This is a genomic window from Acetobacter oryzoeni (assembly GCF_004014775.2).
GTDB lineage: Bacteria > Pseudomonadota > Alphaproteobacteria > Acetobacterales > Acetobacteraceae > Acetobacter > Acetobacter oryzoeni.
The window spans coordinates 1125846-1138683 of the sequence record NZ_CP042808.1; the positions used below are offsets into that span (position 1 = coordinate 1125846).

General features: G+C 54.8%; 11 protein-coding genes. 9 read left to right on the forward strand and 2 right to left on the reverse strand.

Annotated elements, in window-relative coordinates:
- The 9 genes from cysC to EOV40_RS05415 all read left to right on the forward strand — a co-directional run bounded on the left by cysC (window position 1) and on the right by EOV40_RS05415 (window position 10421).
- A complete protein-coding gene (gene cysC, locus EOV40_RS05375; RefSeq protein WP_128105245.1) occupies window positions 1-1881 on the forward strand; it encodes an adenylyl-sulfate kinase in 1881 nt (626 codons plus the stop codon).
- Between the two features lie 191 nt (window positions 1882-2072).
- Window positions 2073-2414 carry a DUF2849 domain-containing protein gene (locus EOV40_RS05380; protein WP_003628795.1) on the forward strand — a complete coding sequence of 114 codons (342 nt, stop codon included), beginning with the start codon at window positions 2073-2075 and terminating at the stop codon, window positions 2412-2414.
- Window positions 2415-2447: 33 nt separating this feature from the next.
- Window positions 2448-4139, forward strand: coding sequence for a nitrite/sulfite reductase (locus EOV40_RS05385; RefSeq protein ID WP_128105246.1), 1692 nt, complete (start codon window positions 2448-2450; stop codon window positions 4137-4139).
- Window positions 4126-4614 carry a DUF934 domain-containing protein gene (locus tag EOV40_RS05390; RefSeq protein ID WP_012812882.1) on the forward strand — a complete coding sequence of 163 codons (489 nt, stop codon included), beginning with the start codon at window positions 4126-4128 and terminating at the stop codon, window positions 4612-4614. The genes EOV40_RS05385 and EOV40_RS05390 overlap by 14 nt, the downstream gene beginning before the upstream one ends.
- 15 nt (window positions 4615-4629) lie before the next feature.
- Window positions 4630-6654 (forward strand): glycosyltransferase N-terminal domain-containing protein, encoded by a 2025-nt coding sequence (locus tag EOV40_RS05395; RefSeq protein WP_208729274.1) that lies wholly within the window; start codon window positions 4630-4632, stop codon window positions 6652-6654.
- Window positions 6648-7643 (forward strand): tetraacyldisaccharide 4'-kinase, encoded by a 996-nt coding sequence (gene lpxK / locus EOV40_RS05400; RefSeq protein WP_128105248.1) that lies wholly within the window; start codon window positions 6648-6650, stop codon window positions 7641-7643. Before EOV40_RS05395 ends, lpxK begins: the two co-directional genes overlap by 7 nt.
- Window positions 7640-8563, forward strand: coding sequence for a lysophospholipid acyltransferase family protein (locus EOV40_RS05405; protein WP_128105249.1), 924 nt, complete (start codon window positions 7640-7642; stop codon window positions 8561-8563). Before lpxK ends, EOV40_RS05405 begins: the two co-directional genes overlap by 4 nt.
- 93 nt (window positions 8564-8656) lie before the next feature.
- A complete protein-coding gene (locus EOV40_RS05410) occupies window positions 8657-9484 on the forward strand; it encodes an inositol monophosphatase family protein (protein ID WP_006115241.1) in 828 nt (275 codons plus the stop codon).
- A gap of 91 nt (window positions 9485-9575) precedes the next feature.
- Window positions 9576-10421 (forward strand): lipid-binding SYLF domain-containing protein, encoded by an 846-nt coding sequence (locus tag EOV40_RS05415; protein WP_004449106.1) that lies wholly within the window; start codon window positions 9576-9578, stop codon window positions 10419-10421.
- A 54-nt stretch (window positions 10422-10475) separates the two neighbouring features.
- Here the strand turns inward: EOV40_RS05415 and mltG are convergent, their stop codons facing one another.
- Together mltG and fabF are read right to left on the reverse strand one after the other, a co-directional pair.
- The gene (mltG, locus tag EOV40_RS05420; protein WP_128105250.1) at window positions 10476-11510 is read right to left on the reverse strand and encodes an endolytic transglycosylase MltG; all 1035 of its coding nucleotides are present in this window, start codon (window positions 11508-11510) and stop codon (window positions 10476-10478) included.
- The gene (gene fabF / locus EOV40_RS05425) at window positions 11500-12810 is read right to left on the reverse strand and encodes a beta-ketoacyl-ACP synthase II (RefSeq protein WP_208729276.1); all 1311 of its coding nucleotides are present in this window, start codon (window positions 12808-12810) and stop codon (window positions 11500-11502) included. The genes mltG and fabF overlap by 11 nt, the downstream gene beginning before the upstream one ends.
- Window positions 12811-12838: the final 28 nt, after the last annotated feature.

The following is a 12838-nucleotide window of genomic DNA, read 5'->3' on the forward strand; positions in this document are numbered from 1 at the left end:
ATGAGCGAAAAAGTTTATTCATCTCAGGATGCCGCCACGCCAATCGTGATTGTGGGGCATGTTGACCACGGCAAATCCACCCTTATTGGGCGTTTGCTGCACGATACGGACAGCCTTCAGGATGGCAAGGTTGCCCAGATTATTGAATCGTCCAAAAAGCGTGGTCTGAAGATTGAATGGAGCTTCCTGCTGGACTCCCTTCAGATCGAGCGCGATCAGGGTGTTACGGTTGATTCCACCCGTATTCCGTTCCGTTTGGGCCAGCGCGAATTTGTGATTGTGGATGCACCGGGACACCGCCAGTTCCTGCGTAACATGATTACAGGTGCCGCCGATGCAGAAGCCGCCGTGCTGGTGGTGGATGCGCAGGAAGGTGCGCGTGAACAAACACGCCGCCACGCCATGCTTTTGCACCTTATCGGCATTCGCCACGTTATTGTGCTGCTGAACAAGGTGGATCTGCTTGATTTCGATCAGGCCAAGGTGGAAGCGGTCGAAAAATCCGTAACGGAACTGCTGAACAAGCTGGGGCTGGAAGCTGCTCTGTTTGTTCCGGCTTCTGCGCGTGATGGTGATAACATTGCCAGCCGCTCAGAACGCTCTCCGTGGTATAAAGGCCCTACGCTCACAGAAGCTCTGGCCAGCGTGCCCTCACCCGCTTCCCGCTCCGAACTGGCGCTGCGCCTGCCCGTGCAGGATGTGTATCGGTTTGATAACACCCGCTATGTGGCTGGCCGTGTTGAACGTGGCCGTGTGCGTGTGGGCGATACGGTTATTATCGGCACGCAAAAAACCCCTGCCCGCATTGCTTCGATTGAAAGCTGGTATACGGCACCGCATGTGTCTGCCTCTGCCGGGCAATCCATTGCAGTAACGCTGGAACCAGACGTTATTCCCGATCGTGGTGACCTGTTGCACCATGCCGATGCTGCGCCTATGGAAGCTTCCCGCGTGCGGGTGCGTCTGTTCTGGCTGCGTCAGGAACCGCTGCGTATGGGTGAGCATTTCCGCCTGCGTCTGGCCACGGCAGAACATGCCGTTACTGTGACGGCCATTGATAAAGTGGTAGATCTGGATGATCTGACAGAACATCCCGGCACCGAAGTTCCGCCCGAAGGTTTTGCGGAAATCGTGCTGTCTGCGGCAGAAAACATTCAGTTTGACCCGTTCACCCCCGGCACGACGGATGGCCGCGGTGTGTTGGTTGACCGCCAGCAGCGTATTGTAGGTGGCGCACCCATTATTGGCCCAGCCAGCATTGCAGATGGTGAAAAGGTTATTCACCCAAGTGCCAGCACCGTTACCGTGCAGGACCGTGAACGCGCCAAGGGCCATAAAGGCTCTGTGTTCTGGCTGACAGGCCTGTCTGGCTCTGGTAAAAGCACGCTGGCCCGTGCGGCAGAAACCCGTCTGTTTGCAGATGGTGTGGATGTGACCGTGCTGGATGGTGATACGCTGCGTGCCGGCCTGTGCAAGGATCTGGGCTTTTCTGAAGCAGATCGGACAGAAAACGTGCGCCGGGCTGCGGAAGTGGCACGCCTGCTGCGTGATGCCGGTCAGGTTGTGATTGTGGCCTTGATTTCCCCACTGCGTTCTGACCGTGATCTGGCTCGCCAGATTATTGGGGACGGGTTTGAGGAAGTGTTTGTAGATGCCGATCTTGGTACCTGCGAACAGCGTGACCCCAAAGGCCTGTATGCAGCCGCCCGTGCAGGAAAAATCAGCGGCTTTACGGGCATTGATGCCCCGTATGAAGCCCCTGCCGCACCTGCTCTGCGGCTGGTAACAGGTAAGGATAGCGTAGAAGCAGCCACAAAAACGCTGGTGACTTTTGTAGAAGACACCGTGCGTAACAAAACGGGTGCTCGCGCGCAGTCCTGATTGCGTTCTGGTTTGATAAGGCGGGTGTAAAGTACCCGCCTTATTTGCCCTTGCAGGCGGTTGTTAAGAGCATATGTGTATCTTGAGGTGCCGGGGGTGCTTCAAGATACGTTTTTGATTCGTGGTATATTGATATTCTCGCATCTGTTGTGTAATTCTGAACCTGCACACGGGGCAGAAAGGGATAAGCGTTGGATCGGAGAAATAATCGGCGGGATGAACAGGGGCTGAGCGTTGTTACAGCCAACCGTCTGCTTGATGGGCGTATTGTATGGTTGGATGCGCAAGGTAAGTGGCAGCTTTTTATCCAGCAGGCGCATCCTTTCCCCAATGCGGAAATGGAACAGGTTCTGGCCCGCCAGAACGCAAAAGCTGCCGCGGATGAAGTGGTTGGGGTGTATGGTGTACAGGTCGAGCAAACATCGTCTGGCCTGCTGCCCATAACCACGCGGGAGCGTATTCGTGCCCTTGGGCCAAGCGTTCATGCCGAATTCACACCTGCATGGCAGGCTGCGCAACACGCCAGCGCCTGATACCAGCAGAGCAAGACGGACACAGTTAAAGCCATGTCTCATTCCACCCAGCCTGCCCTTCCGGTTGGCCGTTACGCGTATGATGATGTTGATCGTACGTTTCTCAAGCAGCGTGTTGAGCAGTTTCGGGATCAGGTTCAGCGTCGTATCGCTGGGGAGTTGACCGAAGAAGAGTTCAAACCCCTGCGGTTGATGAACGGCCTGTACCTTCAGTTGCATGCCTATATGCTGCGTGTGGCCATTCCCTATGGCACGCTCAGCTCATCCCAGATGCGCGCCTTGGCACATATCGCCAGAACGTATGATCGGGATTACGGGCACTTTACCACACGGCAGAATATCCAGTTCAACTGGATCAAGCTGGAAGATACGCCCGATATCCTGAACGTGCTGGCTGATGCAGAAATGCACGCCATTCAAACCAGCGGTAACTGCATCCGTAATGTTACGTCAGACCAGTTTGCTGGCGCTGCGGCGGATGAGGTGCTGGACCCGCGCGTGCATGCTGAAATCCTGCGCCAGTGGTCTACCCTGCACCCGGAATTCACGTTCCTGCCGCGTAAGTTCAAGATTGCCATTTCTGGCAGCAAGCAGGACCGCGTTGCTGCACGCTTTCATGATATCGGCCTGCTGGCCCGTAAGGGTGAAAACGGCCGTGCCGTGTTTGAAGTGTATGTTGGCGGTGGCTTGGGCCGCACCCCTATTGTGGGTGTAAAGCTGCGTGATGACCTGCCAGAAGAAGACCTGATTGCGTATCTGGAAGCCGTGCTGCGTGTTTATAACGAATACGGGCGGCGTGATAACATGTACAAGGCCCGTATCAAGATACTGGTGCAGGCCTTGGGCGCAGAGGCTTTTCTGGCCAAGGTAAACGCAGAATTTGCGGCTATGGATCGGGCACGCTATCGCCTGCCAGCAGAAATTGTTGCGGCCATTCAGGCCCGCTTTGGCACGCCAGAGTTTCAGGCAGAAAATGGCGCGGCAGATGCTTTGGCCGCCCAACAGAAAGCCGATGCGCAATTTGATGCATGGGTGCGCACCAACACGCATGCTCACAAACAGCCCGGCTACGCATGCGTTACCATATCCTGCAAGCCGGTTGGCGGAATTCCGGGGGATGTAACATCTGCCCAGATGGATCTGCTGGCTGATCTGGCAGATAAATACAGCTTTGGTGAACTGCGCATTACGCATTTGCAGAATGTGGTTCTGGGCCATGTGCGCCAGGATGCGCTGCATGAATTGTGGCAGATCCTTAAGGCAAACGGGCTGGGCACGGCCAATATCGAGATGGTGACAGACATTATTGCCTGCCCCGGTCTGGATTATTGCGCACTGGCCAATGCACGTTCCATCCCCATTGCACAAAAGCTGAGCGAACGCTTTGGAGATGCCACACTCCAGCAGGAAATTGGCCACCTGCGTTTGAATATCTCTGGCTGCATCAATGCCTGCGGGCACCATCATGCGGGCCATATCGGTATTCTGGGTGTTGATAAACGGGGTGAAGAAGCATTCCAGATCACTCTGGGTGGCAGCGCGATGGAAGATGCCTCTGTCGGGCAGATTCTGGGCTCTGCACTTTCTGAAGATGAAACGGTTGATGCCGTGGCGCGGATCATAGATACATATCTGGCCCAGCGTGAGGCCGGAGAACGGTTTATTGATACGTGCCGCCGTCTTGGCACAGCCCCCTTCAAGGATGCAGCTTATGCCCCTGTTTGAAAACGGCCAGATTATTGAAGATACATGGCTGATCGCACAGGATGATCAGCCATTGCCGGAAGGTGATGTGCTGGTGCCGCTGGCGCGTCTGGCAGAAGGTTTGGGCCGTAATGGCAATGGGCGTCTGGGCGTTCTGCTCAAGCAGGATGAACAGGTGGAAGACCTTAAAGCCGCCCTGCCCCGGCTTGATGTTGTGTGTCTGACATTCCCCATTTTCCGCGATGGACGGGCCTTCACGCAGGCGCGCAGCTTACGTGAACATCTGCATTATGCGGGAAAAATTCGTGTAACCGGGCATTTCCTGCCTGATCAATACGAATTCCTGCTGCGTTGCGGGGTTGATCAGGTGGTTATTCCGGAAGGTAGCAAGATTGATGTGTGGGAAAAAGCGCATCATCGCTTCACCATCGCCTATCAGCCTTCTGTGTTGAACGAAAAGCCGGAAGGCTTTGCATTCAGGAGATTTCTCTCCTAATCAGGCTGCGTGATTATGCTGCGCGCCCTGAAGACAGATTGCAAAAATATGGCCCGCAAGGCTGGCGTATGGAGTTTACGCCAGTACTTGGGGTTTGCCCTTAAAACAACGCGATGGACATTTCGGGTAAACGAACAGGCATGGCCGCTGTTAACCAGCCAGAATGGGCAAACAGCGGTTGTAGCTTTCTGGCACGAAATATTGCCCCTTACACCAGCCTTGTGGTGGTGGGCTGAACCCCAAAACCCCCATATCCGCCTACGTGTGCTGATAAGCCGCAACCGTGATGGCCGCATGATTGCAGATGTGGTGGCCCCGTGGCGTATCTGGTCCATTGCCGGATCATCAGATTCCAAAGGAAAAAACAAAGGTGGGGCCGCAGCTCTCAGGCGGATGCGCGCAAGCTTGCGCAATGCCACCCTTGTTGCCATTACGCCCGATGGCCCGCGTGGCCCGCGCCGGCAGGCGCAGCAGGGCACGCTGGCCCTTGCCAAACTGGCAGGCAAACCGATTGTGCTGGTGGGTGCAACATGCACAGGCATACGGCTGAAAACATGGGATAAAATGATTTTCCCGCTGCCTTTTGGGCACGGCACCATGGCCTGTGCGCCTCCTATAGATATGCAGCGGCATAATCAGGAAGAAGGCAGCGGCGGCGAAACATTTACCCAAAAGTTGGAACACGCGCTGGATAACATGATGCATCTTGCGCAACAGCCTTCCAGCATGTCTTCTCCTGCAGGCTACTCGCAGGAAAAGGTGGCCCTTAGCCCGCTTTCCCTTATGCCTTCGCGCGTGTGGCAGGTGGCGGCTACTGTGCTTTCCCCTGCTCTGCCCTTTTTTCTGAGATGGCGGCAAACCAAGGGAAAGGAAATTCCATCCCGCGTGCGGGAAAAAATGGGTTTTCCTTCACGCTCTCGGGGTAACGCTAATCTGATATGGTTCCACGCCGCCAGTGTGGGAGAAACCGTTTCTATCCTGCCACTTGTTTGCGCATGTCTGGCGCAGAAAACAGATTTTCAAGTGCTGGTTACAACTGGCACGGTTACGGCTGCACGGCTATTGGCGCAGCGTCTTACGCACCCGCGTGTGGTGCATCAGTTCATGCCGCTGGACGTACCGCGTTGGGGCAAGCGCTTTTTAGATTACTGGCAGCCAAAAGCCGCTGTTTTTACGGAAAGCGAATTATGGCCCAACATGCTGGGGCTGTGCCATACGCGTAATATTCCCGTCATGCTGGTCAATGGCCGTATGTCTGCATCTTCCTTTAAGGGGTGGCAGCGTATGGGGCGTGTGGCGCGGCGGATGCTGGAGCGTTTTGCGTGGGTTTCTGCACGCTCGGATGAAGATGCCCAGCGCCTGAAACAACTGGGTGCGACCAAGCTGCTTGAAACGGGAGACCTGAAAACCGCAGCCCCACCCTTGCCGGTGGATGAGGCTGAATTGGCGCGTCTGAAAGAACGTTTGGCAGGCCGCAGGATTTTTGCTGCGGTTTCCACCCATCAGGGTGAAGAACAACAGATTGCGCAGGCTGCCAAGCTGATCCGGCGAGATTACCCGGATGTGCTGGTTCTGGTTATTCCGCGCCATCCAGAGCGCGGGGCAGATTTAAGTGTGATGCTGGGCTATGTGCCGCGCCGTGGTGCCGGGCAAATGCCTACAGAAGATGATCTGCTTTGGGTGTGCGATACGCTAGGTGAATTAGGGCTGTTTTTCCGTCTGGCATCGTGCGTGTTTATTGGCAACAGTCTGCCCGGTGTATTGGATGGTGGTGGCGGACATAATCCGTACGAGCCTGCTCGGTTAGGATGTGCCATTACATCTGGCCCATTGGTGCAGAACTTTGCAGATGCCTTTGCGCACATGGCCACAGGCATTACAATTGTAAGCACTGCGCAGGAACTGGCTGCATGGGTGCGAGATATGTTCGCAAATCCTGGCAAACGGCAGCAGCTTGCAGATAATGTGCAGCGCATTGCTACGGCCAATGCAAATCTGCCAGAACGTCTGGCAAAGCATATTCTAGCGCAGATATGGTAAGGTTACGGGCCCCTGCGTTTTGGAGCCAGCCTTCTGCCAAAATAAGGCCGCTCCTGTTATCTCCTTTTTCTGCCATTGTGGCGGCAATAACCGCACGTAAACAGCGCCAGATGGGCTGGGCAGCACCGGTGCCCGTGTTGTGTTGCGGGAATATTTCTGTAGGCGGCACAGGTAAAACTACGGTGGTGCTGGATCTGGCATCTCGCCTGCTCCAGCGGGGCAAAACCCCTCACATCCTCACGCGCGGATACGGTGGGCGCCTACGCACCACAACACGGGTAAACCCTGCACAACACACCGCGCAGGATGTAGGGGATGAACCCTTATTGCTGGCACAGCTTTGCCCTGTATGGGTTGGGGCAGACCGTGCAGCTTCTGCGCGTATGGCTGTGGCTGCTGGCGCGGATTGCCTATTGATGGATGATGGCTTTCAAAATCCATCCCTCTACAAAAATCTCTCCTTGCTGGTGGTGGATGGTGGTGTTGGCTTGGGTAATGGCCATGTTTTGCCAGCCGGCCCGTTAAGGGAGCAGTCATTGCAGGCCTTTGCGCGGGCACAGGCTACAGTTTTGATTGGGCCGGATAAAACAGGCTTTCAGGAACGGTTTGGCAAAATGGCACCGCATCTTATGCGGGCAGAACTTCGGCAGTCTGATACGGTTAGAATGTTGCAAGGGCAGCGTTGTGTGGCGTTTGCTGGGTTGGGGCGGCCAGAAAAGTTTTTTGAAGGGCTTAAAAACTGCAATATTGCATTAGCGCAGACCGTAGCCTTTCCTGATCATTATTTTTATAAACAACAGGATTTGGCGCGTCTGGCAGGCATGGCTGTTTCTCTGCAGGCGCGTTTGGTGACAACACCCAAGGATGCCGTGCGTTTGCCTGAATACTTCCGCCAGAAAGTGATAACCGTAGGTGTAGAATTGGTATGGCAGAACCCTGCTGCACCAGAAGTCTTGCTGGACCAGTTTTTGAACGGGGCAGCAGAATGAGCAGCAAAGCCCTCACCGCTGCCTTGCTGCAGGCAGAGGCTCTTTTGGCAAGCGGTTTGCTGAAGTTTCTGACATGGCTTGGCCCTGCCACCGCATCCAATGTTGCGGGGAGTGTCTGCCGCTTTATTGGCCCTAAACTGCCGGTTTCTAATGTGGCATATCGCAATCTGGAACTCGCTATGCCAGAGCTCAGCCCTCAGCAGCGCCGCCAGATTGTGCATGGTGTGTGGGAAAATCTGGGACGCACGGTGGGGGAGCTACCTCATATTGCAGATTTGCAGGAAAACACACCTTTTGGCCCGGGTTTTGAGGTTCAGGGTGCTGAATATCTGGAGGAACAGGCGCGCAAGGGTGGGTCTGTTCTGTTTGTATCCGGCCATATCGGAAACTGGGAAATGCTGCCCCCCGGAGTAGCCCGGCATGGCACGCCTTTTGCCTCTTTCTACCGGGCCGCAGGCAACCCGCTGATAGATGGCATGATCCGCCGTTTGCGTGATAAAGCCATGGGCAACACGCCCGTGCCATTGTTTGCCAAGGGGGCTAGAGGTGCGCGTGAGGCACTCTCTTATGTCTCCAAGGGAGGCAGGCTGGGTATGCTGGTTGACCAGAAAATGAATGACGGCATTGAGGTCTCATTCTTTGGTCGCCCGGCCATGACAGCCCCTGCCCTTGCCGCCATGGCGCTGCGGTATCGATGCCCGGTTATTCCTGGCTATGTGGAACGCCTTGGCCCTGCCCGTTTGCGTATTGTGGTTGAGCCACCGCTGGATCTGCCTGATACGGGAGACCGCAAGCAAGATCTGCACACATTGGCGCAGATGATCAATGATCGCCTTGAAACATGGATAAGGCGCAAGCCAGAAAGCTGGCTGTGGTTACACCGGCGTTGGCCCAAGGAACTTTATAAGCGCAAGGCCTAGTTTTTTGGGTGTGTGCATGTAAGGCATGGGCCGAATGCAGGCCTGCGCGCTCGTCTTGCCACACGTAAAGGCGTATGATGCGCTCAGTCTTTAATGCCTTATTTTATCAGGAGTTACAGCAATATGTCTTCACCCAGCCCAGCCCTTGCCACACGTTTGGAAGCCGCGCGGGCTGTGGTGCACGATGCCGCACAAATGGCCATGGCCATGCGTCCGCCACCGGGTGGGCCGCAGGCCTCGCAAAAATCTGCGCAGGATTGGCTGACAGAAACAGATGGCGCGGTAGAAGCCTTTATTGCCAACCGCATGAAAGCTCTTTTCCCTGATGATGGCTTTCAGGGCGAAGAAGGTGGCGTGGCCCGTACAGGTAGCCTGCGTTGGGTGGTGGATCCTATTGATGGTACGTCCAACTATGCCCGTGGCCGTTGCCGGTGGTGTATTTCACTCGGCCTGCTAGATGGGGATGAACCCGTTGCCGGTGTGATTGATGCCCCAGCATTGGGTGAAGTTTACACTGCCCTGCGTGGATATGGCGCATTTTTAAATGGCAAGCGTATTCAGGCCTCTCCGGTAAAAGACCCCGCCAGTTCCATGATTGAAATGGGTTGGAGCAACAGAGTGCCCAAACCTGTATTCATGGAAAAAATGGATGCCATTATGGCAATGGGCACCATGCCCCGTTCTGGCGGCTGTGGTGCGCTGGCGCTGGCTGATGTGGCAAGCGGGCGGCTGGATGGCTATATCGAAATTGTTATTAACTTGTGGGATGTAGCCGCCGCCCTGCCCTTGCTGGCAGAAGCCGGTGCGCGTGTTTCACCCTTTTTGCAGGAAGGTGGGCTTACGGGGCCAGCTACAATTATGGCTGCAAACCCACATATTGCGCAGGCTCTTTCCGAGGCTGTGTCCATTCCGCTAGCATAAATGAAAAACATGTACGCTGGGCCTTTCTGCGGCCACAAAAGCGTGCTTTCTAGCAGATCATATTTACCGGCTTATTGTGGAGAATTCCGGCATGCGTCTGGTTACTCACCTCTCTTCTGCTTCTCTGGCTTTGGCTGCTGCGTTTTCTCTGTGCGTTGCGGCACCTGCTCAGGCGGCTGATAAGCCGCAGGCGCTGGTTGATAAGGCTGCCCTGAGCGTACAGGATGTTTTTGTAGGCGCAACCGGCCAAAGCCCGATGGTAACCAATCTGGCCAAGGCGCGTGCCGTGATGGTGTGCCCAGATATGTTCCGCATGTCTATTGCATTTGGTGGCGCGCATGGTGGCTGCCTGCTGCTGGCGCGCGATGCGCGTGGTTCATGGTCTGACCCGGCATTTTACACCCTTAGCACCGCATCCTTTGGTTTGCAGTTTGGGGTGCAGAGTTCCGAGATTGTTTTCTTTGTCATGACGGATCGCGGCTTGCAGGCCCTGCTTGATAGCCAGTTCCAGTTTTCTTCCAATGCTGGGGCCTCTTTTGCCAGCATGAGCACGGCAGTTGCTAAGGGAAATGCGGGCGCACGCAATACGGATATTCTGATTGCTCAGAAATCTCAGGGTGTGTTTGCCGGTGCTTCCTTGGGCGGCAGCAAGCTGACAGTTAACAGTGATGCCAACCGTGAATACTACAAGCAGAGCGTTGGGCCGGAAGATATTGTGGTGAGCATGCGTGTGAACAACCCGGATGCAGACCCCCTGCGGAGTGTGCTGATGCGTTATGCCGCTATGGCAAAAAATGTCAGCGCGTCTTCTACATCCTCACGCGCATCTAACAGCAACACGGTTTCTCAGAGCGATGCAGATGCTCTGGCAGCAGATACGGTTGGGGCATCTGGCGGTGGTGGCATCAAGCAGGAAAGCCTGAGCCCCTCTAGATAAGTTTTTTCTATGCTGAAGTATTAAGCGCTTTTTACCCGTGAGGGTGGAAAGCGCTTAATGCGTATTATGCTGCCGAAAAGCAGAAACATTCCGATTATGCTCGGCCAGAGTGGTGGAAAAATTATGCCCACCATTGCCGTTTGCCACAAAGAAAAGAGCATCCCCACTGGCTGGATGTGCCGCTGCCTCTAATGAAGACATGCCGGGTGAGCAAATAGGCCCGGGAGGCAACCCCGTAACAGCATACGTATTATACGGATCTGGCGTAGCGAGATCTGTGTGTGTAAGTGCGCGCCCCAGCGGTGGATTGCCATGTGTTATGGCATAAATCACGGTTGGGTCTGTTTGCAGTTTCATGCCCTTTTGCAGGCGGTTTAGAAAAACGCGCGCAACCATGGGTCTTTCTGCAGGTAAGGCTGTTTCTTTTTCTATCAGGGAAGCCAGCACAAGCAGAACCTGCGGTGAGGATATAATTCCATCCAAAGCTGGATCATGCTTTTGCCAGATAGTATCCAGCGCTGTTTGCATGTCGTTTTGTGCACGCTTTACAATATCCACACGCTGGCTATTTCGCAGATAATTATAGGTTTGCGGTAATGTGCTGCCTTCTGCTGGCAGAGGCGCCTCGCCTTCCAAAAAAGGGGCAGAGGCAATAACGGCCTGAATCTGGTGGGCAGAAAGCCCTTCAGGAATGGTCAGCTTATGTAAAACAGGTTTGCCGTGCCGCAGAATAAACAGCACATTCTGCATGGAAACATGTTGTGGAAAATGCAGTTCTGCAGCGTGTAGCTGGCCACTTTTACGCGTAAGAGAAATGGCTGTTACAAACAGCTTATCTGCAAACCAGCCAGACGGCAGAACCTGTGCTTGTTGTAGCGCGCTTATCGTGCTGGCGTAGCCACCATGTGGCACCACAACATCCGTAGCCACTGGCAGAGGCCCCGGTTTTGTATAGTTATACCATGCAAAAAAACCTGTTCCTCCCCCTGCCAAAGCAGAAAGAAGAAACAGGCCCCCTAGCCATTTCAGGGCAGCACGGCCTTTTTTGGCAGGCTGTTTTGCAGGCTTCTTTTTCGGTTTAGACGCCACGCACAATCAGGCTGGCATTTGTGCCGCCAAATCCAAAGCTGTTGGAAAGAGCCACGTTGATTTCCCGTTGCTGCGCCGTGTGGGCAATGCGGTCAATCACGCTTTCACGCGATGGATTATCCAAGTTCAGCGTAGGCGGTGCCACGTTATCCCGAATAGCCAGAATGGAGAAAATGGCTTCCACTGCACCAGCTGCGCCAAGCAAGTGGCCTGTTGCAGATTTGGTGGAAGACATGGCCAGCTTACGGGCATCATCACCAAACAGACGTTCAACGGCTTCCAGCTCAAGATCATCCGCCATTGTGGAGGTGCCGTGAGCATTAACGTAGTTGATATCTGCCGGGGTAAGGTCTGCACTTTTCAGTGCAGCGCGCATGGCGCGGTATGCCCCGTAATGGCCTTCTGCCGGTGCGGTAATGTGGTATGCATCACCAGACATGCCGTAGCCGATAATTTCGCCATAAATTTTGGCGCCACGAACTTTGGCGTGTTCGTATTCTTCCAGCACCACAACGCCGGAACCTTCACCCATTACAAAACCATCACGGTCTTTATCCCATGGGCGGGAGGCTTTTCCGGGTGTGTCATTAAAGCCGGTGGACAGCGCGCGGGCTGAACAGAAACCAGCAATACCCAATGGGCAAACGGTTGCTTCTGCCCCACCTGCCACCATTACATCGGCATCACCAAACATGATAATGCGCGCGGCATCACCAATGGCATGCACACCGGTGGCGCAAGCTGTCACAACTGAATGATTTGGCCCCTGAAAACCATATTTGATGGAAACATGGCCAGAAACCAGATTGATGAGAGCGGACGGGATAAAGAACGGCGAAAGACGCCGTGCCCGACCTTCATGCACGGTAATGGAGGCATCATAGATGGTTTGCAAACCACCAATGCCAGAGCCAATCATCACACCGGTGCGGCATTTATCTTCTTCGGTTTCGGGTTTCCAACCGGAATCCTCAACCGCTTCCGTTGCTGCCACCAGCCCCATGTGAATGAAGCGGTCCATTTTGCGCTGGTCTTTGGGGGAAATCCACTCGGAAAGTGTAAGCTTTCCTTCTGCGGTCGGCCCTTCCGGCACTTCCCCAGCCACATGGGCCGGCAGATCGCTTGGGTCGAACTGCGTGATTCTACCAATCCCGCTTTCGCCTGCAATCAGACGTGACCATACGTTTTCAACGCCCAGACCCAGAGGTCCGACGATGCCCATTCCGGTGACGACTACCCGTCTCCGTCCAGAATTTACTCCGGCCGACTGCAACAAACCAGCCCGCTCCCTGTTCTGCACGTATATGGTCCCTCAAATAGCAGAGGGA